Below are 25,675 nucleotides of genomic sequence, written 5' to 3'. Positions count from 1 at the left end.
CTGTTACTGTGCTGCTGATTGTTCGGCATTAACGGTAAGACGTGCAACCTGGTTAGTTCTGATAAAGCGGCTCAGGTCGACAGGTTTTCCTTGATACTGGATCTGTACCGCTGCCGGAGCGCCGATTTTAAGTTTGTAAGGTGCCTGACCCGTTAGGTTTAACGTGCCATCTTTCCGCTGCAGGCCGCTGAACAGTTTTTTACCTGTTGCGTCAGTGACTTCCAGCCAGCAGTCAGCCGTGAAGTTCATCACCAGCGCGTTTGGATCGGCGGCTGGCGCGGCGGTTGCAGCCGGGTCGGTCGGCAGAGACGCCGCGGCGTTGTTCGCCGGCTGAGTCGCTGCAGGGGCGTTCGCCGCAGTATCGACATTTGCCTGAGAAGGGGCGACGACCGCGTTTTGATCCTGAGCCTGAGGCGCAGCGGTGTTCGCCGTTGCGGCCGGAGCCTGTGCTGCATCGGTTGCCGGAGCCGTTGTTTGCGGCTCGCTTGAGGCCGCCGCACCGTCGGTGTTCAGCGGAACGCTCTGGGCACCACCATTGCTCGCCTGATTGAGTTCAGCGGAGGATTGATCGGCCATAGTGGTGATCTCTTCCTGCTGCGCCTTGTGGTTTTGCCACCACCATGCGCCGGTCAGGCCGACAACAACAAACAGCACCAGCCAGGTAAAGCTCATCAGCCAGCCATCACGTTTTTTACGACGTTTCCCCAGGGAGAAAGTTTGCATCGGGGCAACTTTTGCTGCACGAACCGGTGCCTGCTTCTCCATCATTGGCAGTAATTCGTTTTCGGGGATGTGCACCAGTTTTGCGTAAGAGCGGATATAGCCGCGCAGAAATGTTGAAGCCAGATCGGCAGGCGCCTTATCTTCTTCAATATCGCGAACCGTGGAAACTTTCAGGCACAAGCGTTCTGCAACAGCTTGCTGGCTGAGTCCGAGTTGTTCACGGGCGTTGCGAAGACGAACGCCAGTGGAGAGTGCTTCATGTTGGTCGTGAGTGGCTTCAGTATTCATTCGCTACAACTACTGGTACGTGAAAAAAAGGGTTCAGGTGCCGGTGAGTCACAATGCCGCCCGCACCGCGAAACTTCAGGTCAGTTAACCTTGAACAGACAGTATAAGACTGTCAGCCGGTAGATGACAGTGCAGCTCTGCCCGCGTGGCTAAACTGTTGTTACGTCGTTACATACTGCCCGAAACTCATATGAAACGCACCGTAATTATTAATCAAACGTCACGAATCTGACTGATTATTCAGTCAGATTATGCATCACAGCGTAGATAATGCGCCGTGATGCATAATAATCAAACAGCTTTAACCGCAATGGTCTCGCCCTGCATGCGTTTACGCAGGGTACGTTTGGTACGGTCAATGACGTCACCGGCCAACTGTCCACATGCAGCATCAATATCATCACCACGGGTTTTACGCACGATGGTGGTGAAACCATACTCCATCAGCACCTTGGAGAAACGGTCGATACGGCTGTTCGAGCTACGGCCATACGGCGCGCCCGGGAATGGGTTCCATGGGATCAGGTTGATTTTGCATGGCGTATCCTTCAGCAGTTCAGCCAGCTGATGCGCATGCTCAGTACCGTCGTTGACGTGGTCCAGCATCACGTACTCGATGGTGACGCGGCCCTGGTTTGCGTTGGATTTCTCCAGGTAGCGACGCACGGCAGCGAGGAAGGTTTCGATATTGTACTTTTTGTTAATCGGTACAATTTCGTCACGAATTTCATCGTTTGGCGCGTGCAGGGAGATAGCCAGCGCAACGTCAATCATGTCGCCGAGCTTATCCAGCGCAGGCACAACGCCTGAGGTAGACAGCGTCACGCGGCGCTTGGACAGGCCAAAACCGAAGTCATCCAGCATGATTTCCATCGCCGGCACCACGTTGGTCAGGTTCAGCAGCGGTTCGCCCATCCCCATCATTACCACGTTGGTGATCGGACGCGTGCCGGTCACTTTTGCTGCACCCACGATTTTCGCGGCGCGCCAGACCTGACCGATGATTTCAGACACGCGCAGGTTACGGTTAAAACCTTGCTGAGCCGTAGAGCAGAATTTGCACTCCAGCGCACAGCCCACCTGAGAAGAGACGCACAGCGTGGCACGATCGTCTTCCGGGATGTAGACGGTTTCAACGCGCTGATCGCCTACGGCAATCGCCCATTTGATGGTGCCGTCTGCCGAGCGCTGCTCTTCCACCACTTCCGGCGCGCGGATTTCAGCCACTTCTTTGAGCTTGTTGCGCAGCACTTTGTTGATGTCGGTCATCTCATCAAAGTTGTCGCTGCAGTAGTGGTACATCCATTTCATTACCTGATCGGCACGAAACGGCTTCTCACCCATATCTTTAAAGAACTCGCGCATCTGCTGACGGTTCAGGTCCAGCAGGTTAATTTTTCCATTTTTATTGGGAACCGCAGGAATGGCGACTTCGGAGGTATTCACTAGTTCAGACATAATTTTTTCCGGCCTCGTTGTTACACGTTGTGGCCCTTGGTGGGTTGAAAAGAAACGCCCCGGTAAGCAGTCTGCTCGTCCGGGGCGTTGCATTGTACAAAGTCTGGCGCAGGGATGCCACGTTTGCACGCGGCATTTACGAAATTATTAGCGAGTGCGCGGGCACACTTCGCCTTCAGCGAAGAAGAACGCGATTTCGCGCGCGGCAGACTCAACGGAGTCGGAACCGTGGGTGCCGTTCTCGGTGAAGCTGTCCGCGTAGTCAGCGCGCAGGGTACCTGCCAGCGCGTTGTCCGGGTTGGTTGCACCCAGCAGATCGCGGTGACGCTGTACTGCGTTTTCGCCTTCCAGCACGGAGACCACGATTGGACCGGAGGTCATGAACTCCACCAGGCCGTCAAAGAATGGACGACCTTCGTGCTCAGCGTAGAAACCGCGAGCCTGCTCAACGGTCAGGTGCAGCATTTTGGTGCCAACGATCTTAAACCCTGCTGATTCAAAGCGAGCGAAGATGCTGCCAATAACGTTTTTTGCCACCGCGTTTGGTTTGATGATGGAAAAAGTACGTTCAATAGCCATGATAACCTCTGTAAAATGTTCTGTTGTTTTGCATACCTGAGTATGGTGTGGCGCGGATTATAAAGAGCAATAGCGCCATTGCCTATGGTTCTGCATAACATTTTTTTAAAATGAGACGAAGATTAGCAACAGGCCGGATTTCGCATACCGTGTTGATGGCGTAAACAGAGCGGGCACTGCTTTTCATCAGGCGTAAATGACCAGAACTGGCGCTGACACGTCAGGCAAACTGCTTTATATGCGGGAGTGGCCACGTTTTTTGCCGGTCCATCTGTTTCTGCGACGTTTATGGCCTCGTGCTGACATACTGCCTCACAGCCACCGCAGCCGGTACAGCGCCCGGTCTCCACCACCAGCGCGGCGTTCTCAAACCGAATCGCGTTTTCCGGGCAGCTTCTCCAGCATGCACCACACAGCACGCACTTATTAATATCGAGTGCGATATCTGACTCGCTAAACGTCGAGAATGCCCTGCGCAGCTCCCGCGGCCCCGGGGAAACGCGACAGGCTTTCACATCCTCGCGGGGAACGTGCATCAGCGCACGACGAGCAATATTCACCTCGCCGATCGGTATAAGCTTAAACCCCCACTCCGCTTCACCACGGCGACGAAGCGCAAGATTAAGCCGGGCAAGCGCCAGCAGCCAGTCAGGGTATTGCTCTGCGTCGATACTGATAAAACGAACCTGGCGCTGCGCGTGCCACAGCAGCAGCTCATTCACCCCAGGTGCGCGTTCAGTAAAAGGCCCAACAAGGGTATCTCCACGCAGAAATCGCTTTCGCGGCGCGATGCCGGTAATGGCCCCGGAGGGGCAGACGAACAGGCAGTCCCCGCATTCAATACAGCGATTTTCATCAACCGAGGCGCCGGTTTCCGTAAAAGAAAAAGCCTGCGCTGGACAAACGTCCGCGCAGGCGCAGCAGGAAGCGTGGCGAAAACGGCGACGGACGCACGCATGCGTCACGTCCATCGCCGGGGCAAACGTCAATCTGCCCATCAGCCAATACTGAAGAAAACGAAGCGCAGCATCAGCTCACCCACAATCAGCAAGGCGCTGCCCAGCAGCAGCGTGCCGCGCGCCGCTTTCAGGCCGCCCGCAGCAAAGCACAGCATACCCGCAACCGAGACGCACCAGCTTAGAAGGTGTAACGTTCGCAGCTGCGCCAGCATCTTGAGCGGATCATGAGGGAACGTCACCACGGTAGTGTCTGTGGCAGAGATGTCGGCCAGCCAGACGGGCTGCATCACCAGACGCACAAGCACCAGCAGCGTGATAATGACTACCGCCGCACGCAGAGCAGCTCGGGAGCGCATCCCTGCCGCCATGCAGGCAGAACCAATAATGCCCACCGAGCCGATAAACAGCACCAGCGTGTTGATATGCTGCCAGGTCACCACGGACGCGTGCATGTAGATTTGTGCCATGCAGAACACGTCCACCAGCCCGACAAGACCCGCCACGGCCAAAAGCAGCTTCCAGCCTGGCTTATTGGAAAACATCAGCAGCACGGCGAGGCCAAGCGCCGCCAGGTAAAGGCTGGCGAAGATAATCTCGCGGCTCAGCCACGAACTGGAGACGTGGCGTAGCGCGTTCAGGGCGTTGAGCGGATAGCCCATATGCAGAGCTGAGGCGAGCAGCCCCAGGCTCGCCAGCACAAACGCCCCAGCGGCAGGCAGCAGCGCGCTACGCGGTGTAGTATGCGCCCCTCCGAACGCCAGCCAGAGCGTCACGCCAACCGATCCCTGCAGGAACAGCGTAAAAATCAGCAGCGGTAACTCATGCATGACGTTTCCCCTCTTTCTCTCCGCCCTGATGCGCTTTGATCACCAGGTTCGGTTTTGTAATCGAGGAATCAGGCAAGCCCTTCACATCGCATACCGCACCGTATTTCGCCCGAAGTTCATCAATAGGCCCAAATTTGATCGCCTCAAGCGGACAGGTTGCCACGCAGACGGGCTGCTCGCCCTTCGCCTGCAGATCCACGCAAAAATCGCATTTGGACATCTGCCCGGTCTGCTCGTTGAGCTGTGGCGCGCCGTAAGGGCAAGACCACGCGCAGTAGCCGCAGCCAACGCACTTGTCCGTATCAACGCGCACGATGCCGTCGCCCGGACGCTTGTGCATTGCGGTGGTCGGGCAGTTTTTGGTGCAGATCGGGTCCGCACAGTGGTTACAGGAAATAGAGAGCGTGTAGGCAAAAACGTTGTTGCTAACGCCGCCCTGCCCGGTTGGGATGAAATTCCCGCCGTTGACTTCGTATACGCGACGGAAACGACGTCCGACCTCAAGGTTGTTTTTGTCTTTGCACGCCACCTGGCATGCCTTGCAGCCCGAGCAGCGGGAAGAGTCAATATAGAAACCCAGCTGTTTATCGCTCACCGGCGCGTAGTGTTTAAACTGACTCATGCTTTAGCTACCTCCACCAGCATGGTTTGATGGGAATTCCCTTTCGCAAGCGCGGTAATACGGGCAGAGCTGAGCACGTTCGCGCAGCCGCCTTTATCGACACCCTGTTCGTCCGGCTGCCACCAGGCGCCTGCCTGCATGGCAACAACGCCCGGAATGATGCGCGGCGTGACCTCAGCCGGAATTTCACAAATGCCGCGCGCGTTATGAATGCGCACGGTATCCCCCTGGGAAATGCCGCGCTTTTGCGCGTCCTGCGGGTTGATCCATAGCTTTTGCTGCTGCGCCTCAATCAGCCACGGGTTGGCGTACTGGGTTGAGTTAGCACGGTTTTTGCCTTTCCAGGTGATCAGCTGGAGCGGGAAGGTTTTAGCCAGCGCGTCTTCCGGCCCTTCATGGGCGGGCACGTAGTGCGACAGCGCCGGAATCTCCGGATGGTGCATGTCGTACAGACGCTTCGAGAAGATCTCAATTTTCCCTGAGGGCGTCGGGAACGGATGATTTTGCGGATCGCGAATATTGTCTTCAAAAGCGACGAACGGCGCGCTTTTGAAAAGATGCTGGCGCGTCTTTTGTAGCGTCGCGAAGTCCGGCAGGTTTTCATCTGGCATGGAGAGCCGCGTCTGCTCCCAGATGTGCTCAATCCACGCCTTTTCGTCACGGCCCTGGCTGAATGCAGGTTCGACGCCAAGCTTAGCAGCAACTTCCCGCAGCCAGTCGTAGTCTGAACGGCGCTCAAATTCAGGTTCAATCAGCTTTTCCGACAGGATCAGATAGCTTGCCGTGCCCCAGGTTTCGCCGATATTCCAGCGTTCCATAAAGCTGGTTTCCGGCAGGAGAAGATCGGCGTATCGGGCGCTCGGCGTCATAAACAGATCGCTTGCGACGATAAACTCGATTTTCGACTCGTCTTCCAGCACGCGCGTCGCCTGATGCAGATCCGGGTTCTGGTTAGCCAGATAATTTCCCGCCAGCGAAAACAGGATGCGGATATTGCTGTCCAGCTTCTCTGCATCCTTCAGGCCGTCTTCCGCCGTTACCTTAGAAGCATCATCGGCGGCCTGCACCCAGTTCATCACCGATATTTTGGCTTTTACCGGGTTATCCGGCATCTCCGGCCCGGCAGCAAATTTACGATTAGCGCAGCCGCCATAGCCTGCCGCCCAGCCGCCCTTGACCCCAACGTTACCCGTCAGCGTTGCCAGTAACGTCGAGCCGCGCGCGGTGCGCTCGCCGCAGTTATGGCGCTGCGGTCCCCAGCCCTGGATCAGCGCGGCGGGTTTGGTGGTTGCGTAGTCGCGCGCCAGCTGACGAATGGTCTGCGCAGGCACGTGGGTGATTTTCTCTGCCCACTCGGGCGTTTTCGCCACGCCATCTTTTGCGCCGCTCAGATAAGCCATCAGGGATTCATTGGCCGGAACGCCTTCCGGCATGGATGCTTCGTCAAAGCCCAGGGTATAGCGCTGGATGAAGTCGCGATCGTGCAGGTTCTCCGTGACGATCGTGTACATCATGGCGTCCATCAGGGCGTTGTCTGTTGTGGGAAGCAGCGGGATCCACTGGTCGGCAAGAGAGGAAACCGTATCGGAATAGCGCGGATCGACAACGATAAAGCGCGTGCCGTTTTGCTTCATCTTCTGATAGAAGTAGTTGCTGTGACCAAAGATCGTCTCCGTCGGGTTATGTCCCCAGAGAATGACCAGTTTGGTATCCAGCAGCGTGTCCAGAGAGCTGCCGCTGGCGGCGGTGCCGTAGGTATACGGCGTGGCTGCCGCCGTGTTGCCCATACTGACCGAGTGATAGCTTTCGAGATAGCCGCCGGTTAAGTTGAGCAGACGACGAACCATTTTATCGCCGGAAAACGTTCCGCCGGATACCGCAGTGCCCACATGCACATAGCGTGAGGCAGCGCCGTATTTTTGTGTAATCGTTTTTAATTGATTCGCAATAAGCGTGGTGGCTTCATCCCAGGTAATACGCTCGAATTTTCCTTCGCCACGTTTACCCACGCGTTTCATTGGATATTTAAGCCGATCGGGATGATAAACAAATTTCCGATAAGCGCGGCCACGAACGCAGGCGCGCATTATCGGCATCTGCGGATCTAACGCATTGTCCGGACGCGTTGAAATTCGGGTAACAACGCCCTCACTAACGTGAGCGCGAATATCACATTTACCGCCGCAGTCAAACGTGCTGCAGGTCTGCACGACTTTTTCTTCAGGCGTCGCGTGTGTTGCCGCCGTACTCTGTGCCTGTGCTTTACCTGTTGTCGCTACAAAAGGAAGGGCGGCGAGCGCCGACCCTGCCTGAATAAAATGACGCCGGGATAGCGCGGGAATAAGCCCCTCTCCCTGATTTTTATTTTTCTTCATTGCTCGTTCCTTAAAATAAAAACGCATTCTCGTTTTTTTTCAGGAACGAATATTGATAATTATCAAACTAACTCTTCGGGGGTAACACTTAACGGTCTAATTCAAAATTCACCGTCGCCGTTTGTCCTGAGTCATCCATTACAAGTAATTGATATTCGCCAGGCAAATATAATTTTAATGAATGAGTATTATTGCGTCCTTCTAACGGTTCTCCATTTAAAAACCACCAGCGCCCACCTTCTCCTCCAGTCGTAATAACAGATAGCGTCACGTTCCCTTCACCAGGGAGTCGCTTAATAACAGCCCGCTCTCTGATACCCGAAATCATAAGCGGTGCTGCATTGTTATTATCCAGCGGCGGGCAGAGCGTCGATCTCGCAGGAAGACGCGCAGCCCTTTTTTCCGCTGCGGGCAGCCACGGCTCCAGCGGCAGCGGCCAGACGTCGAGAACTTTTTCTGTGGCATCAGGGCAATCTGCCGCCACACGCTTGCCCGTTTTATCCAGCCAGACCGGGAAACGAATGCCGCGAATGCCTTCCTGTTCCGGCAGCAGCAGCGTGGGTGGTTCACTCCCTTCCAGCAGCCAGGTCGAAAGACGACGCCGACAGTTTTCACTGCCCTCCGGCAGCGACTGGCCGCCCGGCCAGCAGATCACGCCCCGCCCAACGCTCTCCGGACGCGGATCGCGCGGCAGACGGGCTTCGTCTATTGTCGAGCGCGACTGAAGCAGGTTATTGACCTGGTTTAATAGCGGCACTGCGCTGGCGAAACCAAACTGCCCCGCCACTGGCGTGCCGTCCGGTCGTCCGGTCCAGATGCCTATCACGTAGCGGGCATTCAGACCGATGGCCCAGGCATCGCGGTAGCCATAGCTGGTGCCCGTTTTCCACGCCAGCGGCGCAATTTGCGGCAGCGCACTGTCCGGCAGCGGCTGCGCTTCATTCGCCAGAATACGGCGAATAATCCACGCCGAACCTGGCGATAACAGCGGGCGTTCAGTTAGCGGGTCGCCCGGCTGTAAGCGCAGCCGGCCCGCCTTGCCATGCCTTGCAAAGGCGCTGTACGCGGCGGCGATATCTGCCAGCCTCGCGCCTGCGCCACCCAGGATCAGCGACAGATTCGGCTGCGCTCCGGCAGGCAGGATCAGCGGCAGGCCTGCGTTACTCAGCATCCCGGCAAACCGTTTGGGACCGTAGGCTTCCAGCACCTGGACGGCTGGCAGGTTGAGCGAGCGCACCAGCGCTTCACTCATGCTGACCGGCCCGTGGAACCCGCTGTCAAAATTTCCCGGGCGATAATCACCGGTTTTTCTGGGCACGTCCTGAAGCAGCGAGGCGGGATGGATCAGGCCATCATCCAGCGCCATACCGTAGATAAACGGTTTCAATACCGATCCCGGGGATCGGATCGCGTTAACCATATCCACATGGCTGAAACGCGTGTCATCGTTGATATCCACCGAGCCGACCCAACCGCGCACCTTCATGTCGGTATGATCGACCACGATCATCGCCAGCGAACTGCGTGCCGGCAGGCGGGATTTCCAGTTCATCGCCAGCTCTTCCAGCTGCCGTTGCAGTCCGGCATCCAGCGTAGTGACAATCTTTGTGTCGCGGCTTTTGCCGAGCATCATGCGTGCAAAGAGCGGCGCCAGCTGCGGCATCTGCCGGGGAGCCAGCCATACCGGCTCTTCACGGGACTCTTTCACCTGCTTTGCTGACCAGACGCCCTGAATCATCATGCGATCGAGCACTTTGTTGCGTGCCGCTTCGGCCCGCTCGGGCCAGCGATCCGGGCGCAGACGGCTGGGTGCCTGCGGCAGTACCGCCAGCAACGCCGCGTCGGAGTAGCTCAGCTGCGACGGGGGTTTCCCAAGGTAGGTCCAGCTTGCTGCTCCCACGCCCTGCAGCGTGCCGCCAAACGGAGCACGATTGAGATAGAGCGTAAGAATGTCACGCTTAGAGAGGTGCCATTCCAGCTGCATCGCCCGCCAGAGCTGACGAATTTTGCCGCCAAAGGTGCGCGGATGCGGATCCAGCAGGCGTGCCACCTGCATGGTAAGCGTGCTTCCTCCCGAAACCACTCTTCCGGAACTGAGATCCTGCCAGGCGGCGCGCAGGACAGAGAGCGGGTTTACGCCCGGATGCTCCCAGAACCAGCGATCTTCGTACTGGATCAGAGCCTCAAGATAACGGGGAGAAACCTCTTCAATGGTCACCGGGTAGCGCCAGATGCCTTCGCTGTCGGCAAAACGCCAGAGCGGCGCGCCCTTCTCGTCCACCACAACTCGTGCGGGGTTAACCTCTTTCAGAGGCAGCGGCCACAGGCGGTCGGCGGCGACAATCAGCCCCCCTAAAACGAGAAGCGCTCCCGCCAGCCAAAGCCAGCGGGAGCGTGTCAGACGCGCTATCAACATATTACGGAACAACAATCAGCGGGCCGCTGGCCGCACCCGTTGCCCGCCACTGCGGAACGTACATAGACTCCACCATCGGAACCGGCACCTGGTAGGTGCCCGGCGTTACGGCACGGGCCAGATAAACCAGCGTAACCGGCTGACCTTCGTTTACCGGCACGGCGGCCACAAAGCGGTCGTCGCGGAACTCCATGTGCTGAATGTCCGCCTGCTGCATCTGGCTGAGCAGGTTCTGCACTTCGCTGCCGCTGTCCTGCAGGCTTGCGCTGCTGCTCGCCAGGTTCTGGTTTTCCAGCTCCAGACCAGCCGGGAGGAGATCCACAACCAGCGCATCCGGCACGTTCTGGCTGGCTTTCACTTCAAGCCAGACCAGCACCAGCTCACCGCTCTTCAGCGAAGAGAGCGATTTGCTGCTGCCATCGGTTGCCAGGATATGACGTTCAACCTGCAGCACGTTGGAACTCGGCTGAGGCGCATATTCCGGATAGCCGGTGCTGTCCAGACGTACCCACAGCGGTGCCGTGCCGGTATTGGTTACCTGAAGCGCACCAAGCTGGTCGCCGCTTACGTTTTGTACCTGCGCCTTATCGCCGCCTGATGCGGTATCAGACAGGGAGGTTTTCGCCTGCCATGCGCCTGACAGGGTTTGCAGCGAACGTCCGGCCAGGAACAGCGCATTGCTCTCCTGGGTGGATAGCCAGCGCTGGCTGAATGCCTGTTCAGAAAGAGCAATCAGCAGCGTATTTTGCGCATCCGGCAGCAATTTATACTCTTCCAGAAGGGAGAGCATCAGCGCGTTATCGCGAAGCGGGCTGCCGTAATCGGCCATCCATGTTTTGCTGTCGTTGCGCGGCGTTTTGAGCGCCAGATCCAGCGCCTGCTGGCTGCGCGGCGCATCGCCCATCAGTTTGAGCGCCATACCCAGCTGCATCAGCGGCAGCCCGGAGGCGGCCTGAGCGTGGCGATCCCAGATTTCACGCAGCGCACCCAGCGGGGCTTTTTGCTGACGCGCCAGCACCAGCGAGGCATACGCCTGCACGGCAAATTTGCTGGCCTGAGTGTCGTCGCTATAGCGGATAGACATCATGCCCGGATCCTGCAGATAGCGCAGCAGACGGTTGTTGGCATTGTTCACCGCATCGGCAGGTACGCTATAACCCTGCTCGCCCGCGCGCACCAGGAAGTCAGTCACATAGGCGGTCAGCCAGTACTCTTCAGGGCCGTTTTTATCCCACAAGGCAAAACCGCCATCATCACGCTGCATCTGCAGCAGACGGGAGATCCCGATATCAATGGCAGCACGGCGCTTGTCATCGGTATCTCCTTTTATACCAAGCGCGGTAAGCTGCGCGGCGTTGGTATAGAGTGACGGGAACAGGCCGCTGGTGGTCTGCTCCAGGCAGCCATACGGATACGCCTGCAGTTCACGAATATAGCGCGCCAGGTTGAGCGGTGGCTTGCCGCTCAGCAGCAGCTGCCCCTGCAGAGTGGCAGGAGAGAAACCGTTGCTGTGCTGCGCCGGTGCGGTCCAGGACTCGCCGGGGTTCAGCATGGCACCGGTATTGACCGTCTGCGCCGGGAATGCCGGACGTACGCCAATTTTCCAGCTCTTCTGCTGCGGGGCAAAGGTTTCGCCCGGAAGTTCCAGGCCGGTAACCTGCGCCGTCACCTCACCGTCGCCATAACCCTCCAGCGCACGCACCGGAATAAACAGGGTACTGCGCGCGCCCGGCGGCAACTGAACCGGCTGCGGCTGTGCTCCTTCCAGCGACAGTTTGCCTGTCGCGCTCAGGGCGACGTTCAGCGATTGCGGTTTGTCGGTCAGGTTAGTGAGATCCAGCGTCAGCCGTGAGGTATCTCCACTTGCCAGGAAGCGCGGAGTATTAAGCTCGGTAATAACCGGCGCGGCCACCACAACCTTGCTTTCGCTGCTGCCGAAATCATCTTCCGTCCACGCCTGCGCCATCAGACGCAGTTCGCCGTTGAAATCACCAATCGGCAGCGTAACGGTGCCTTCTCCGTTGGCATCCAGCGTAACCGGCTGAGCCTGCTGGGCAATAATGGTGACGTGGTTCACCGGCGGTTTACCGCCGCGCTTGAGTTCATCGCCGTCACCACCGAAGCGCAGCGCGGCCATACGGCCCTGCCCTTCAATGACCTGGCCATAAATATCGTAGATATCCGCGCCGTAGCGCTTCTGGCCAAAGAAAGCCTGCCACGGATCCGGCGTAACGTAATCGGTAATGTTCAGCACGCCGCTGTCCACCGCCGAGACCAGCACGTTCACTTTCTGCGGAACCGCCCCCTCTTTCACGCTGGCCTTCACCTTCACGGAGAGCGTCTGGTTTGGACGCATTTTCTGCGGGTTATCCAGCGCGATGTTCAGGCGGCGATTTTCGTCGCCCATCGGCAGATGCAGCAGACCGACCGCGCGCTTCGGCGTGGCGGATTTGGATTTATCGCCAGGACGCACCACCAGCGTACTGAGATAGAGATCGTGACGTTTCCAGGCTTTATCCACCGGAATGGAAAGATCGAGCCCGTTTGCCGGTACGTCGATCTCTTTCCACCACAGCGGTCCTTCGCTGGATTCGATCATGGCATAGCCCTTACCTGCGGCTGGCGCTGCAATGTGCAGCTGGATGGTATCGCCTGGCTGATAGGCCGGTTTATCCAGTTTCAGGGTCACGCGGTCAGGGCGCGCCGCACCCGTGCCGTCGCTGTTATCCTGCCAGCTGTAACCTGCCCAGAAGCGCACGCTGCTGACCACATCATCAGGCGCTTTCACTTCCAGTCGGTATGAGCCCCACTCCACCGGGAAGGTGACTTTGCCGGTTTCATCGGCCTTAAGGCTAAGCTCCTGCTCGCCCTCAATCAGATCTTTTTGATCGAACTGAGACTGCCAGCCTTCGCTCTCGGACCAGTTCCAGAAATAATCGCGGCGTTCACGGATCAGGCGTACCTGCAAACCGGATACCGCTTTTTTCGCGCCGCTGGCATCGGCATAGACGATGTCAAAGCTGGCGTTACCGTTCTCGTCGACGATCGGTTGGTTGACGGTGGTATCGGTACGGTAGTCGTAGACCGCCTTACTGGCGAACTGCGGACGGATACCCGGCAGTTGCGCCGCCGGCCAAATAGCCTGCTCCGCGCGGCGCGTCACCGGACGACCGCCTGATTCCAGCAGGCTCGCCTGCAGGATCAGCTGCAGAGGAGAGTGTACCTCTTTCCACTGGCTTTCGGTGGTCACCTGCCCGCGCCCCTGCTCATCCAGCGTAAGCTGCACTTCATCCAGACTGCGGCTCAGGTTTTCTTCCGCAATATCACCAAACTGGAAGCCCGGCAGCGCGGCGACCGCGTCGCGCAGCGGACGCAGGAAAAGCTGGCCCTGAAGAGAATTGCCGTTGGCCGGAGCACCATACAGGTAATAGCCCACGATGTTGAAGTCCACCTCATCCTGTGGGGAAACCGGTGCTTTTTGTCCCGTCAGATTGAGCGCCATACGCTCGGGCATAAAATCTTCGACGTGGAAATCCCACAGGCGCTGCTGGTTATCGCCCGTATTGGCGCGAATATGCCACATGCCGGTCTGCGCGCCGCTATCCAGCGGGTAATTGAAGCGGTAGAGGCCGTTCTCAGGCTGAACAACGATCGTGCGTGCCACCTGGCCGTCCGGGCGCAGCACGTCAAGCTTCACGGGCTGATCGGGAAGCGGTTTTCCGTCGCTGTCGCGCAGCAGGCCGTTAAGGATCACAGTTTCACCCGGACGATAAAGATCGCGCGGGCCAAACATAAAGAATTGCTTGCTGAAGCCGGGGCTACCGGCGATGTCGAACTCTGCCAGGTCGAGCGCTGGCAGCTTGAGATCGAGCAGCGTAGTCTGGCCGTCTTTGCTGGCGAGGATCAGCGCGGCTTCTTTGTCTGTTTCAAGCTTCGCATGGCCATCGGCGTCGCTGCTGGCTTCGGCGAGCGTCTGACCTTTGTCATTCAGCAGCGTGACGGTGACCCCGGACTGCGCCGCACCGTTTTCCAGGCTCTGGGTGAAGATGTCCAGCCGGTTATGATAGCGGTGAGCAGACAAACCGATATCGCTCAGGGTAAAGAGCGTTGCGGCATTGCTGTAGTTGTAGTGCCCTGCCTGGCTCATGACCGCGATATAGACGCCGGACTGCTGGAGCGGCTTAATATCCTTGAGCGGCAGGAGCAGTTTTTCACGCGTGTTGCGCGCCGGGTTGAGGTCAAAACGACCGGTATAGACCAGTTCCGCCATCTTCAGCAGATTGTCAGATTCCCAGTTGGTCAGCGAGTTGCGGTACTCCCACTGGCTGACAAACGAGGCCAGCGATTCCGGCTTCACGCGGTAGAAATTGACGTCCACATTGTTGACGTTAAGCGCCATCACCGGCAGCCCTTCCACCACCTTGCCCGGCAGCAGCGAGCCGCGGCTGGCGAAACCGACCGACGGCTCTATATCTCGCGTGGTCAGGGCTTTTTCATAATCAATGCCAAAGGTCGCTTTGTTCAGCGCCACCAGGCCACGATCCACGGTGATAACCAGATTACGGTTTGGCTCCAGATGGCGCAGGCGAAGCTCTTTCAGGTTAGGCGCAAGTTCCCACGCCCCGTCAACTTTGCCGCTTTTCTTATCCACAACATGCACTGTTTTCGCGAAATCCTGTTCCGGATCCAGCGGGACAGAGAAGGTCAGCACCAGCGTAGCGGCGCCGTCCAGTTGCACTTCAGACGCATCAAGCAGAGTCAGCGCTTTTCCCTGACTCTGGGCGGCCATTTTAGCCAGCTTTTCAGCGTCGGGCTTTTCCGCGGCTTTCGGTGTTGATGCGGTGGATGCTGCGGCAGCCGCAGCCTGAGGTTTATCGTCGCTGTTATCACAGGCGACAAGCGTAAAGGTGGTGAGCAGCGCGAGAGAGATCGCGGCTAAGCGAAACGGTTTCATCCTGTGTCCCTGGCCTGAGGGGGCCTGTTGGTCGTCGTCCGGATAAGTATTATCCGCAAGTTTCGTTAATACAAAAAGTCCAATTTAAGAATCTGGAAAGCGCCTCGCAGAATGGCATCACGCCGCTACACCGTGATGGAACCGCGATCACAGCGCATAACGTCACATGTTACCTTTTACGTCATTTGTTTTTAAAACAAGAAGATAGCTGGATATGTTCGCTCAGAGCCTGCTAGTTTTATGACCATGACGCACCCCGAGTGCGCGGTTCAAAAAGAGAGAAAGCCATGAAACGAGCCGTGAACGCCCTACAAAATTTCGGAAAATCATTATACGGACCGGTACTTATCTTACCGATTGTCGGTCTGTTTATCGCCTTTGGCAATGTGCTGGGCAACGGTAACCTGGCCGAATACCTGCCGTTCCTTGGTCATCCGCTTATCCAGAGTATCGGCCAGCTGATCGCCAAATCTGCCGTGTCGGTGCTGGTCAACCTGGCGCTGGTGTTTGCCGTCGGGATCCCGATTGGTCTGGCGACGCGCGATAAAGGCTACGCGGCGCTGATTGGTCTGGTGACTTTCGTGGTGTTTATCAACGCCATGAACGTGACGCTGCAGCTGCAGGGCGAGCTGGCCCCTGCTGAGCAGATGAAAGCCGCCGGGCAAAGCATGGTGCTGGGCGTTCAGGTGCTGGAGATGGGCGTTTTCGCCGGGATCCTGACCGGGGCGCTCTCCGGTTACCTGTACAACAAATACTCCGGCGTACAGTTTAACGGCGCGATGGCGATTTACTCCGGCCACTGTTTTGTCGCCATTGTCATGTTGCCCGTCTCTATGCTGCTCGGCGTGGTAATGAGCGAACTCTGGCCGTACGCGCAGCATGGGATTAGCGCCCTGGCGCTGGCAATTAAAGGCTCTGGCCCGTTCGGGGTGGCGATCTACGGTTTCCTTGAGCGCATTCTGGTGCCGACCGGCCTGCACCATCTGGTTTATACGCCGTTCCTGTATACCGAACTGGGGGGCACGCAGGAGGTGTGCGGCACGGCTTACCAGGGCGCGCGCAATATCTACTTCGCCGAGATGGCATGCCCGGATGTGAAGCAGCTCAGCAGCACGGTAGTGTGGGACGCGCGCGGCATCAGCAAGATGTTCGGCCTGCCCGCCGCGGCGCTGGCGATGTACATGACCGCGAAGCCGGAGCGTAAAGCCGTTGCGAAAGCCATTCTGATCCCAGCGGCGCTAACCTCAGTGCTGGTCGGCGTGACCGAACCGATTGAATTCTCCTTCCTGTTCGTCGCCCCGCTACTGTTCGTGGTGCATGCGGTCCTGACCGGTATTGGCATGATGCTGTTCTCGCTGCTGGGCGTTCATGCCATCGGCGCCAACGGGATTATCGATTTCATTCTTTACAACCTGCCGCTCGGCACCGAGAAATCCAACTGGCCGATGTACATCGTGGTTGGGCTGATCATGTTTGCCCTCTACTTTGTGGTGTTCCGCTTCCTGATCCTGCGCTTCAACATGAAAACACCGGGCCGTGAAGATGAGGACCAGGAGACGCGCCTCTACAGCAAGCAGGAGTACCAGGCGAAGGGCAATAACGACGGGCTGGGCGAGTCCATCGTGGTGGGCCTGGGCGGCCGGGAAAATATTGAGGTTGTGGATAACTGCTACACCCGCTTACGCGTCACGGTGAAGGATGTCGCCATCATCGACGAGCCGCGCCTGAAGGCGACCGGCGCGAAAGGGGTTATCAAACAAGGTAACAACGTTCAGGTGGTCTACGGGCTGCACGTCAAAAAAATGCGAGAAGCCGTTGAGACGTTTCTCTGAAAGGAGCTAAAGATGTTTACACCCCCATTCATTCTGTCGATTGCCGGCGGCGGCAGCACTTACACGCCGGGTATTGTGAAAAGCCTGATGGTGCGCCTGCAGGATTTCCCGCTGGCCGAAATCCGCCTCTATGACATCGACGAGGCGCGTCAGAACACCATTGCGCCGGTGGTTGAGAAAGTGATTCGCGACCACAGTCAGAGCATCAAATTTACCGTCACCAGTGACCCGGAAGTGGCGTTCAGCGGCGCGCATTTCGTTTTCGCCCAGATGCGCGTCGGCCAGTACAAAATGCGCGAGCAGGATGAGAAGATCCCGCTGCGTCACGGCGTGGTCGGCCAGGAGACCTGCGGCCCCGGCGGGCTGGCCTACGGACTGCGCACGATCCTGCCGATGGTCGAGCTTATCGATCTGGTGGATCGCTACGCGCATGAGAAAGCCTGGATCGTGAACTACTCCAACCCGGCGGCGATCGTCGCGGAGGGCGTGCGACGCCTGCGACCAAATGCTCGCGTGCTGAACATCTGCGATATGCCGGTCGCGGCGATGCGTAATATGGGGGCCATTCTGGGTGTCGATCGTCGCAAACTGGAGGTGGACTACTTTGGCCTGAACCACTTCGGCTGGTTTACCCGCGTGCTGGTGGACGGCGAGGACAAATTACCGGAGCTGCGTAAACATATCGCGAAGTTTGGCCTGCTGACGGAAGATGCGGCAAAAACCGATCCGCAGCACTCGGATCCTTCGTGGGTTAAAACCTGGCGCAACATCAAGCCGATTATGGATAACTTCCCGGAGTACCTGCCGAACCCGTACCTGCAGTACTACCTGATGCCGAACCAGATTGTGGAGCATCAGAACCCGGACTATACCCGCGCCAATGAAGTGATGAACGGGCGTGAGAAAAAGCTGTTCGCCGCCGCCGAAGAGTACAAGCACACCGGGATTTTACCGGATGCCTTCCACGTGGGCGTTCACGGCGAGTTTATCGTCGATGTCGCCTGCTCGCTGGCCTTTAACCTGCGCCAACGCCATCTGGTAATGGTGGAGAACCGCGGGGCGATTACTAATCTGCCATACGATGCGGTGGTGGAAGTACCCGCCTACATCACCTCCGAAGGGCCGGAGCCTGTGCGCGTGGGGCTGGTACCGCTGTTCCACCAGACCCTGCTGCAACAGCAGCTGGCGTCTGAACAGCTGCTGGTAGAGGCGACCATCGAAGGCAGCTATGAGAAAGCGCTTCAGGCGTTCACCCTCAACCGCACCGTGCCCACCATGGAGCACGCAAAAGCGATTCTGGATGAGATGATAGAAGCCAACCGCGACTACTGGCCTGCGCTGCAAAAAGCCTGGCAGGACGGCGAAACGGTGAAAAAGTAGGGGCTTGCTCGCGAGTTGAACGTGGTTTGCTTGTCGGTGTCAGAAAAAACACCGACAATCCTTTTTTACGGAAAAGAATGGAGGCAACCCATGTCCACCTCATATTTTGTCGCCGCCGACTGGCTGATTGAGCACGGCGACGATCCGGAAGTCCAGATTATTGACGCGCGTATGGCCCCGCCGGGCCAGGAACATCGTGACGTTCCCGGTGAATACCGCGCAGGGCATCTGCCTGGCGCGGTATTTTTTGATATCGAAGCCCTCTCCGATCATACTTCTCCCCTGCCGCACATGCTGCCACGCCCGGAAGCTTTTTCCGTGGCGATGCGCGAGCTGGGCGTCAGCAAAGACAAACATCTTGTTGTTTACGATGAAGGCAATCTGTTCTCCGCGCCGCGCGCATGGTGGATGCTGAAACAGTTTGGCGTGGAAAAAGTCTCGATTCTGGCGGGCGGTCTGGCGGGCTGGAAGCGTGACGAGCTGCCGCTCCAGCAGGGCGACGTGACGCTGCCGGAAGGCGAGTTCGACGCGACGTTCGACGTCAACGTGGTAAAGCGCCTGACCGACGTACTGGTCGCGAGCCATGAAAAGACGGCGCAAATCGTCGATGCGCGCCCTGCACCACGCTTTAACGCTGAAGCGGATGAACCACGTCCAGGGCTGAGACGAGGCCATATTCCAGGTGCGCTGAACGTGCCGTGGGGCGACCTGGTGTTTGAGGGCGAGCTGAAAACTACCGACGAGCTGCGTGCCATTTTTGACCGCGCGGGCGTGGATTTACATCGCCCGATTATTGCCAGCTGCGGCTCCGGCGTGACGGCCTGCGTGGTGATCCTGGCGCTCGCCACCCTCGGCGTCAACGACGTTACGCTCTACGACGGCGCCTGGAGCGAATGGGGGGCGCGTGACGATCTGCCAGTTGAACCGGCGAAATAATGGATAACCGCCTGGCCACGCTGTTAACGCGCGGGGCGTCCCTGACCCGCGCGGAGTAACGCGTCCTCGCCCACCTGACGGAGCATCCGCTGCTGGTGGGCAACATCACGGTGCGCGAACTGGCGCAGGCGACATTTGTTTCTACCGCCACCATTATGCGGCTGTGTCAGAAGCTGGGGTTTAGCGGCTTTAGCGAGTTTATCTGGCACTGCAAGCAGCTGCTCTCCGACACGCCACATATTGCCGCTCAGGCTCAATCCCTTCCTGAGCTCCCGGCGCTGTTTAATCAGTTTATCGCTAACTATCAGCACACCTTCCAGTGGATCACGCAGGAGAAGCGCCAGCAGTTCGCCGACCTGCTGCGGCAGAAAGAAAGCTTTTTCCTCTACGGGGCCGGGTTTTCCTATCTCTTTGCCGAATACCTGACCAAGAAGCTGCAGGTGCTGGGCAAAACGGCGTTCATCTCCGGGCCGGGGGGCAGCCGAAACATTTTTCTCAGCAACGCCGCGCGTTATCAGGTATTTATTGCCGTCTCCCGCAGCGGCGAAACGGAACAGGTGCTGGATAAGGCGCGGATTGCCAAAAACGTCGGCATGACGGTCGTCGCCTTTACCCGCGCCTCGGCCAATACGCTGGCGGGCATGGCGGACGTGCACTTTGCACTGTATGACGAAGCGGTGCACTTCGCCGCCGAAGCCGCGGGCGTGACGTCGTTTGAGTCGAATCTGGTGCTGCTGATGGATTTACTGCTGCTGGAGGCAACGGGGTGACATTCACCCCGCCGTAATCAGATGATGCGGTTGGTCTTGAGATCGCGCAGGAAGCCGCCCCAGCGACGCTCGTAGAACGGCGTGATATGCTCGGTGATGAAGTGGCTGATGCCCTTCTCACCTTTCGTCACCTGACAGATATCGATCGGCTCATCGCCCGGCAGCGTGTCGGTGGCCACGCTTCCCGCCGCCTGAATGATGTCGTCGATATCGCCGTCGGCTTCAATCCCAATCAGCAGAACAGGCTTTTCGTCAGCGCTCTCTTTGATAAAGCAGAGGAACGCGCGTCTTACCGGTTTCAGAGTTTTGAACAGCGTGGTCAGAGAATCGATCATCTGCGCAGGCGGCTCGGCCACCTCAGACAGCAGCAGCATTTCGCCCCCTTCCAGCACCTCCTGGGTGCTAAGCGGATTGCCCTCTTCACCAATCAGATGGCTGATCTCGCGCGGGGTGAACTCTTTCCCGGTTGGCAGCTTAGCGTTAAGGAACAGCGTCTGGCCCAGCGTCATTTCGAACAGCGTGCGCACCGGCATCACCACGAACGCCTGTTCATCTTCTACCGCTTCCTGCAACGCTTCCAATGAAGTAAAGAACGGGATAACCGACGTGCCGTCATCTTTCTCCCAGTGCAGCAGATCCAGCGCGCTGTCTTCGACAACCTGCTCACCTTCCGCCGCGGTGCCCGGTACCCAGACGGTGGATTCCAGTAGCGTGCGGAAAAATGCCGGACGGTGGGCGGGCTCGGTCGCCGCCTGTTCCAGCAGGGTTTCTAATTCGTTTTTGGTATCTGACATAGTTTGGCTACTTCAATAAACGCCGGGTGGCGCTTTGCTTACCCGGCCTACAAAACCACAGGCCCGTGCAAGCGCAGCGCCGCCGGGCAAAAAAGATCACTCAGCCGTCAGCAGGTTCGCCACGGTACGCACGCCCAGACCGGTCGCACCCGCGGACCACTGCTCAACTGCCGCCTTACGGTAGGTTGCGGAGCAGTCGATGTGCAGCCAGCCTTCGTGATAGTTCTCAACGAAGTGCGACAGGAAGCCTGCTGCGGTACTTGCCCCCGCCGGGTACGCCGCGCTCGCGGTGTTATTCAGCTCGGCAAAGTTAGACGGCAGCTGGCTGCGGTGGAACTCGGCCAGCGGCAGACGCCAGAACGGTTCGTTTTCCGCAGCCGCGCTTGCCAGCAGGCGAGCGGCCAGCTTGTCGTCAAAGCTGAACAGCGCGTGGTAGTCGTTGCCGAGGGCGGTTTTCGCCGCGCCGGTCAGGGTCGCCATGTCGATAATCAGCTCTGGCTTCTGGGCAGAGGCGTCGATCAGGCCATCGGCCAGCACCAGACGGCCTTCGGCATCGGTGTTCATCACTTCGACATTTTTACCGTTGCGGTAGCGAATGATGTCGCCCAGCTTGAAGGCGTTGCCGCTCACCATGTTGTCCGCGCAGCACAGGTAGAGCTTCACGCGCTTGTTCAGACCGCGGGTGATGGCGAACGCCAGCGCGCCGGTGATGGTTGCCGCGCCGCCCATGTCGGACTTCATGGAATCCATGAACGCGCTCTGCTTCAGGCTGTAGCCGCCGGTGTCGAAGGTAATGCCTTTACCGACCAGGCAGGCAAAGACCGGCGCGTCTTTATCGCCGGTTGGGTTGTAATCCAGCGCCAGCAGGACCGGAGGACGCTCAGAACCACGGCCCACGGTGTGGATGCCCATGTAGTTCTGCTCGCGCAGATCTTCACCTTTGGTGATGCGGTAGGACATGTTATCCCCCGCCACGCCGCACAGCAGGTCAACGGCGCGCTGCGCAAGCTGTTCAGGACCAAGCTCTTCCGCCGGGGCGTTGATGGTGTCGCGCACCCAGTCGATAATTTTCAGGCGGCTTTCCAGCTCTTTCTGACCGGCTTCGTCGAGGTTCGCCCACTCAATTTTACGGGTGCCTTTCGGGCCTTTGTAGCCCGCCCAGAACGCCCAGCTGCGGTCAGTATCCCAACCTTCGCCTTCCAGCGAGACATGCTTAATGCCCAGGCCGTCAATTTTACGCGCGGCGCGCTGGATCAGACCTAAATCATCTTTGCCCGTCAGGTGCAGGGTGATACCGTCGTTGTTGATGCTGTAGCTGGCTTTCTCGCCCCAGCGCGCGTCGGCGGGCTGCGTAGAGAGCGTAATCTTCATCGCTTCGGTCATTTTATTTATCCTTATTAGCAAACGGGCCGCCTGAAGGCAGCCCGTTAAGTGATTTACTCTGCTTCATCTAACCAGACTAACAGAATCGCCTCCAGAATTTTTTCATTGGATGCGTTTGGATCGTCGTCGAAATCCTCTAAATCGCAGATCCACTGGTGCATGTCGGTGAATCGTACGGTTTTGGGATCGAGATCCGGGTTCGCGTCGTAGAGCGCTTCGCCGATTTCACGGCTGTCTGTCCACTTCAGTCCCATATTAATGCTCGCGTGCGTGGTTGATGGTGTAGCGTGGGAATTCCACGACCAGATCTTCATCGGTCACCGCGGCCTGGCAGCTCAGGCGGCTGTCTGGCTCCAGACCCCATGCTTTATCCAGCATGTCGTCTTCGTCTTCGGTGCTCTCTGCGAGAGAGTCAAAACCTTCACGCACGATGCAGTGGCAGGTGGTGCAGGCACAGGATTTTTCACAGGCGTGTTCCACTTCGATACCTGCACGCAGGGCAACATCGAGAATGGTTTCACCGGTCTTCGCTTCCAGAACAGCGCCATCCGGACAGAGGTCCGCATGAGGCAAAATAACAATCTTTGGCATATTAAACCTCGTCCACGGACTGGCCTTTCAGCGCGACGCGGACAGATTTGTCCATGCGGCGAGCAGCGAAGTCCTGGGTTTGTTTATCAACGTTTTTAATGGCTTCTTCTATTGCGTCAGCGTCATTGCCTTCGGCGACTGCGCGTAAGCGCGCGGCAGCCTCGTCAATTACCTGACGCTCGGCGGCGCTTAACAGCGCGGCATCGGCAGCGAGCGCCCCGTTCAGACTTTCCAGCACACGTGCGGCTTCAACTTTCTGTTCAGCCAGCATACGTGCCTTCACATCCTGCTCGGCGTAGCTCATTGAATCCTGGATCATGGAGGCGATTTCGCCATCGGTCAGGCCGTAGGACGGCTTCACCTGGATGGACGACTCCACTCCGGTGGATTTTTCCATCGCCGTGACGCTCAGCAGGCCGTCCGCATCAACCTGGAAGGTCACGCGAATATGCGCCCCGCCAGCTGGCAGCGCCGGGATGCCGCGCAGCGCAAAGCGCGCCAGAGAGCGGCAGTCCTGCACCAGTTCGCGCTCGCCCTGCATCACGTGGATGGACATCGCGGTCTGGCCGTCTTTGAAGGTGGTGAACTCCTGCGCACGCGCCACCGGAATGGTGGTGTTACGCGGGATCACTTTCTCCACCAGGCCGCCCATGGTTTCTAAACCGAGAGACAGCGGGATGACGTCCAGCAGCAGCATTTCGCTGTCCGGCTTGTTGCCAACCAGAATATCGGCCTGGATAGCGGCGCCGACGGCAACCACTTTGTCCGGGTCGATGGAGGTCAGCGGCGTGCGGCCAAAAAATTCGCCCACGCGCTCTCGCACCAGCGGCACGCGCGTTGAGCCGCCCACCATGACCACTTCCAGCACCTCGTCAGCCTCCACGCCCGCATCCTTCAATGCGCGACGGCAGGCCAGCAGGGTGCGTTTAACCAGAGGCGCAATCAGCTCGCTGAACTGGTCGCGGGTGATTTCACCCTGCCAGCCTGCAACATTAACGCTGACCGACTGCGCATCGCTCAGCGCAATTTTGGCGTCGATGGCTGCATCCAGCAGTTCGCGCTGAACGCGCGCATCGCTGCGATCGCTGATGCCCGCCTGCTCGCGGATGTAGTCCGCCAGCAGATGGTCGAAATCATCGCCGCCGAGCGCGGAATCCCCGCCTGTCGCCAGCACTTCAAACACGCCGCGGCTCAGGCGCAGGATAGAAATATCAAAGGTGCCGCCGCCCAGATCGTAGACCGCAATTACCCCTTCCTGACCGGAGTCGAGGCCGTAGGCAATCGCCGCCGCCGTCGGTTCGTTCAGCAGGCGCAGCACGTGCAGGCCCGCCAGACGCGCGGCGTCTTTGGTGCCCTGTCGCTGTGCGTCGTCAAAATAGGCCGGAACGGTGATCACTACGCCGTCCAGATCGCCGCCAAGCGTCGCCGTCGCGCGCGCAGCCAGCGCTTTGAGGATATCAGCGGAAACACGAATTGGGTTCAGCAAACCGGCCGCCGTGGCAATCATCGGCAGACCGTTTTCACTGGCCTGCAGCTGATACGGCAGGTGCGGGTAGCGGGTCTGGATATCAGCCAGCGAGCGGCCCATCATGCGCTTTACGGAGCTGATGGTGTTGGCCGGATCGCGCGCGGCGTTGGCGCGGGCGTCATAGCCGACCGCGTGACCCTGCTGCTGGTAGTGGACCACGGAAGGCAGCAGATGGCGGCCCTGCTCGTCGGCCAGCGTTTCCGCCTGGCCGCTGCGCACGGTCGCCACGAGGGAATTGGTGGTGCCCAGGTCAATACCGACCGCCAGACGACGCTGGTGCGGTGCGGCGCTTAAGCCAGGCTCACTAATTTGTAATAAGGCCATAATTGCTTCCGAAATTAAAAATCGAGCAGCTTTTCTTCGAGTTGTTCAGCGCTGCTTCGCAGTTTATCGAGAAAACGGAGTTTGCGCACAGTGTCTGCCGCCACGTCCCAGGTCTCGTTGTTCAGTTGCTCCACCATCTGCTGATGGCGGGTATCGAACATGCCCTTCACGCGCGTGATAAAACGTTCCAGACGCGCTTCGTCTTTGGCCTGTTCAATATCATCCAGCTCTTCGCGCAGCTCCAGCTGTTCCATCAGAAACGCGGTGTCGCGCACGGTGTGCTGTTCGCTCGCCAGATCAAAGCCGTGGAGCGAGAGCAGATATTCTGCACGCGCCAGCGGATGGCGCAGCGTCTGCCAGGCCTGGTTGATAGTCGCGGAGTGCGATACCGCAGCCAGCTGCTCTGCCTGCGTCCCGCTGGCGAATTTATCCGGATGATACTGACGCTGCAGATCCTGAAAACGGACCGTCAGCGCCTGAAGATCGATCGGGTATTGAGCGGGTAGTCCGAAGAGAGTGAAGTAATCCATAACAATCTCAGGGGTAGCCTGTTAGAACAAACCCCACGCGCAGCAAAGCCACGGTGGGGTTTCGGATGACGCGCGGTTAAACGTGGAAGCTTTCGCCGCAACCACACTCGTCTTTGACGTTCGGGTTCGTGAATTTGAACCCTTCGTTCAGGCCTTCTTTTACGAAGTCCAGCTGAGTGCCGTTGAGAAATTGCAGGCTTTTGCCATCGACCACCACCTTCACGCCCTTGTCTTCAAACACGGTGTCATCAGACGCCGGCTCGTCAACAAACTCCAGTACGTAAGCCATACCAGAACACCCGGAGGTACGTACGCCCAGTCGCAGGCCAAAGCCTTTACCACGGTTCGCCAGAAAAGAGCTTACTCGCGCGGCAGCGCTGTCGCTAAGGGTAATCGACATACTCAA

The 25,675-nt window shown here is 58.3% G+C and carries 19 protein-coding genes and 1 pseudogene; 4 read left to right on the top strand and 16 right to left on the bottom strand.

Annotated features, from left to right (window positions below; all coding sequences use genetic code 11):
• Positions 1-3: 3 nt before the first annotated feature.
• The 9 genes from rodZ to INF73_RS11750 form a co-directional block, all read right to left on the bottom strand.
• Positions 4-1,011 carry a cytoskeleton protein RodZ gene (gene rodZ / locus INF73_RS11790; RefSeq protein WP_126345901.1) on the bottom strand — a complete coding sequence of 336 codons (1,008 nt, stop codon included), beginning with the start codon at positions 1,009-1,011 and terminating at the stop codon, positions 4-6.
• Between the two features lie 291 nt (positions 1,012-1,302).
• Positions 1,303-2,469, bottom strand: a complete 1,167-nt coding sequence (locus tag INF73_RS11785; RefSeq protein WP_028014062.1) for a bifunctional tRNA (adenosine(37)-C2)-methyltransferase TrmG/ribosomal RNA large subunit methyltransferase RlmN — start codon at positions 2,467-2,469, stop codon at positions 1,303-1,305.
• A gap of 147 nt (positions 2,470-2,616) precedes the next feature.
• Positions 2,617-3,048, bottom strand: a complete 432-nt coding sequence (gene ndk, locus INF73_RS11780) for a nucleoside-diphosphate kinase (protein WP_003860625.1) — start codon at positions 3,046-3,048, stop codon at positions 2,617-2,619.
• Positions 3,049-3,170: 122 nt separating this feature from the next.
• Positions 3,171-4,046 carry a 4Fe-4S dicluster domain-containing protein gene (locus INF73_RS11775; RefSeq protein ID WP_193540769.1) on the bottom strand — a complete coding sequence of 292 codons (876 nt, stop codon included), beginning with the start codon at positions 4,044-4,046 and terminating at the stop codon, positions 3,171-3,173.
• Positions 4,046-4,834 carry a DmsC/YnfH family molybdoenzyme membrane anchor subunit gene (locus INF73_RS11770; RefSeq protein WP_192971206.1) on the bottom strand — a complete coding sequence of 263 codons (789 nt, stop codon included), beginning with the start codon at positions 4,832-4,834 and terminating at the stop codon, positions 4,046-4,048. The genes INF73_RS11775 and INF73_RS11770 overlap by 1 nt, the downstream gene beginning before the upstream one ends.
• Positions 4,827-5,456 carry a DMSO/selenate family reductase complex B subunit gene (locus INF73_RS11765; protein ID WP_193540771.1) on the bottom strand — a complete coding sequence of 210 codons (630 nt, stop codon included), beginning with the start codon at positions 5,454-5,456 and terminating at the stop codon, positions 4,827-4,829. The genes INF73_RS11770 and INF73_RS11765 overlap by 8 nt, the downstream gene beginning before the upstream one ends.
• Complete coding sequence (locus INF73_RS11760) at positions 5,453-7,831, bottom strand: DMSO/selenate family reductase complex A subunit (protein ID WP_305038826.1); 2,379 nt, start codon at positions 7,829-7,831, stop codon at positions 5,453-5,455. The genes INF73_RS11765 and INF73_RS11760 overlap by 4 nt, the downstream gene beginning before the upstream one ends.
• A gap of 88 nt (positions 7,832-7,919) precedes the next feature.
• Positions 7,920-10,247, bottom strand: coding sequence for a peptidoglycan glycosyltransferase PbpC (pbpC, locus tag INF73_RS11755; RefSeq protein ID WP_193540775.1), 2,328 nt, complete (start codon positions 10,245-10,247; stop codon positions 7,920-7,922).
• A gap of 1 nt (position 10,248) precedes the next feature.
• Positions 10,249-15,201, bottom strand: coding sequence for an alpha-2-macroglobulin (locus INF73_RS11750; RefSeq protein ID WP_193540777.1), 4,953 nt, complete (start codon positions 15,199-15,201; stop codon positions 10,249-10,251).
• A gap of 287 nt (positions 15,202-15,488) precedes the next feature.
• Here INF73_RS11750 and INF73_RS11745 point away from each other — a divergent pair, with 287 nt between their 5' ends.
• The 4 genes and pseudogenes from INF73_RS11745 (at position 15,489) to INF73_RS11730 (ending at position 20,119) form a co-directional block, all read left to right on the top strand.
• Positions 15,489-17,033, top strand: coding sequence for a PTS transporter subunit EIIC (locus INF73_RS11745; protein WP_193540779.1), 1,545 nt, complete (start codon positions 15,489-15,491; stop codon positions 17,031-17,033).
• Between the two features lie 12 nt (positions 17,034-17,045).
• Positions 17,046-18,413, top strand: a complete 1,368-nt coding sequence (locus tag INF73_RS11740; RefSeq protein WP_047364170.1) for a 6-phospho-alpha-glucosidase — start codon at positions 17,046-17,048, stop codon at positions 18,411-18,413.
• Between the two features lie 90 nt (positions 18,414-18,503).
• Positions 18,504-19,349, top strand: a complete 846-nt coding sequence (gene sseA / locus INF73_RS11735; RefSeq protein WP_069733425.1) for a 3-mercaptopyruvate sulfurtransferase — start codon at positions 18,504-18,506, stop codon at positions 19,347-19,349.
• A pseudogene (locus INF73_RS11730) lies at positions 19,349-20,119 on the top strand (MurR/RpiR family transcriptional regulator). Before sseA ends, INF73_RS11730 begins: the two are co-directional and overlap by 1 nt.
• Before the next feature lie 17 nt (positions 20,120-20,136).
• On the opposite strand, the gene sseB reads toward INF73_RS11730, so the two are convergent.
• The 7 genes from sseB to iscA form a co-directional block, all read right to left on the bottom strand.
• Complete coding sequence (gene sseB, locus INF73_RS11725) at positions 20,137-20,913, bottom strand: enhanced serine sensitivity protein SseB (protein WP_193540781.1); 777 nt, start codon at positions 20,911-20,913, stop codon at positions 20,137-20,139.
• Positions 20,914-21,009: 96 nt separating this feature from the next.
• The gene (gene pepB, locus INF73_RS11720) at positions 21,010-22,296 is read right to left on the bottom strand and encodes an aminopeptidase PepB (protein ID WP_048960050.1); all 1,287 of its coding nucleotides are present in this window, start codon (positions 22,294-22,296) and stop codon (positions 21,010-21,012) included.
• Positions 22,297-22,349: 53 nt separating this feature from the next.
• Positions 22,350-22,550: a Fe-S cluster assembly protein IscX gene (gene iscX, locus INF73_RS11715; protein ID WP_003860650.1), complete on the bottom strand. Its 201-nt coding sequence runs from the start codon at positions 22,548-22,550 to the stop codon at positions 22,350-22,352.
• 1 nt (position 22,551) lies between these two features.
• Entirely contained in the window at positions 22,552-22,887 is a 336-nt protein-coding gene (gene fdx / locus INF73_RS11710) for an ISC system 2Fe-2S type ferredoxin (protein WP_003860652.1), read from the bottom strand.
• A 1-nt stretch (position 22,888) separates the two neighbouring features.
• The gene (gene hscA, locus INF73_RS11705) at positions 22,889-24,739 is read right to left on the bottom strand and encodes a Fe-S protein assembly chaperone HscA (RefSeq protein ID WP_059358590.1); all 1,851 of its coding nucleotides are present in this window, start codon (positions 24,737-24,739) and stop codon (positions 22,889-22,891) included.
• Positions 24,740-24,753: 14 nt separating this feature from the next.
• Complete coding sequence (gene hscB, locus INF73_RS11700; RefSeq protein WP_126327207.1) at positions 24,754-25,269, bottom strand: co-chaperone HscB; 516 nt, start codon at positions 25,267-25,269, stop codon at positions 24,754-24,756.
• A 76-nt stretch (positions 25,270-25,345) separates the two neighbouring features.
• Entirely contained in the window at positions 25,346-25,669 is a 324-nt protein-coding gene (gene iscA, locus INF73_RS11695) for an iron-sulfur cluster assembly protein IscA (protein ID WP_003860659.1), read from the bottom strand.
• Between the last annotated feature and the right edge of the window lie 6 nt (positions 25,670-25,675).

This window comes from Enterobacter cloacae complex sp. P6RS (assembly GCF_014982245.1).
GTDB lineage: Bacteria > Pseudomonadota > Gammaproteobacteria > Enterobacterales > Enterobacteriaceae > Enterobacter > Enterobacter bugandensis.
The sequence above is the reverse complement of the archived record's forward strand: the minus strand, read 5'-3'. Positions and strand labels throughout refer to the sequence as shown.

What these genes read in the sequence shown, in the direction of transcription:
- sseA (WP_069733425.1), top strand. Translation starts at nt 18,504, where the DNA reads ATGTCCACCTCATATTTTGTCGCCGCCGACTGGCTGATTGAGCACGGC.
- INF73_RS11775 (WP_193540769.1), bottom strand. Translation starts at nt 4,046, where the DNA reads ATGGGCAGATTGACGTTTGCCCCGGCGATGGACGTGACGCATGCGTGC.
- hscA (WP_059358590.1), bottom strand. Translation starts at nt 24,739, where the DNA reads ATGGCCTTATTACAAATTAGTGAGCCTGGCTTAAGCGCCGCACCGCAC.
- INF73_RS11740 (WP_047364170.1), top strand. Translation starts at nt 17,046, where the DNA reads ATGTTTACACCCCCATTCATTCTGTCGATTGCCGGCGGCGGCAGCACT.
- sseB (WP_193540781.1), bottom strand. Translation starts at nt 20,913, where the DNA reads ATGTCAGATACCAAAAACGAATTAGAAACCCTGCTGGAACAGGCGGCG.
- rodZ (WP_126345901.1), bottom strand. Translation starts at nt 1,011, where the DNA reads ATGAATACTGAAGCCACTCACGACCAACATGAAGCACTCTCCACTGGC.
- INF73_RS11765 (WP_193540771.1), bottom strand. Translation starts at nt 5,456, where the DNA reads ATGAGTCAGTTTAAACACTACGCGCCGGTGAGCGATAAACAGCTGGGT.
- iscX (WP_003860650.1), bottom strand. Translation starts at nt 22,550, where the DNA reads ATGGGACTGAAGTGGACAGACAGCCGTGAAATCGGCGAAGCGCTCTAC.
- pbpC (WP_193540775.1), bottom strand. Translation starts at nt 10,247, where the DNA reads ATGTTGATAGCGCGTCTGACACGCTCCCGCTGGCTTTGGCTGGCGGGA.
- INF73_RS11785 (WP_028014062.1), bottom strand. Translation starts at nt 2,469, where the DNA reads ATGTCTGAACTAGTGAATACCTCCGAAGTCGCCATTCCTGCGGTTCCC.
- INF73_RS11760 (WP_305038826.1), bottom strand. Translation starts at nt 7,831, where the DNA reads ATGAAGAAAAATAAAAATCAGGGAGAGGGGCTTATTCCCGCGCTATCC.
- iscA (WP_003860659.1), bottom strand. Translation starts at nt 25,669, where the DNA reads ATGTCGATTACCCTTAGCGACAGCGCTGCCGCGCGAGTAAGCTCTTTT.
- pepB (WP_048960050.1), bottom strand. Translation starts at nt 22,296, where the DNA reads ATGACCGAAGCGATGAAGATTACGCTCTCTACGCAGCCCGCCGACGCG.
- fdx (WP_003860652.1), bottom strand. Translation starts at nt 22,887, where the DNA reads ATGCCAAAGATTGTTATTTTGCCTCATGCGGACCTCTGTCCGGATGGC.
- INF73_RS11750 (WP_193540777.1), bottom strand. Translation starts at nt 15,201, where the DNA reads ATGAAACCGTTTCGCTTAGCCGCGATCTCTCTCGCGCTGCTCACCACC.
- hscB (WP_126327207.1), bottom strand. Translation starts at nt 25,269, where the DNA reads ATGGATTACTTCACTCTCTTCGGACTACCCGCTCAATACCCGATCGAT.
- INF73_RS11770 (WP_192971206.1), bottom strand. Translation starts at nt 4,834, where the DNA reads ATGCATGAGTTACCGCTGCTGATTTTTACGCTGTTCCTGCAGGGATCG.
- ndk (WP_003860625.1), bottom strand. Translation starts at nt 3,048, where the DNA reads ATGGCTATTGAACGTACTTTTTCCATCATCAAACCAAACGCGGTGGCA.
- INF73_RS11745 (WP_193540779.1), top strand. Translation starts at nt 15,489, where the DNA reads ATGAAACGAGCCGTGAACGCCCTACAAAATTTCGGAAAATCATTATAC.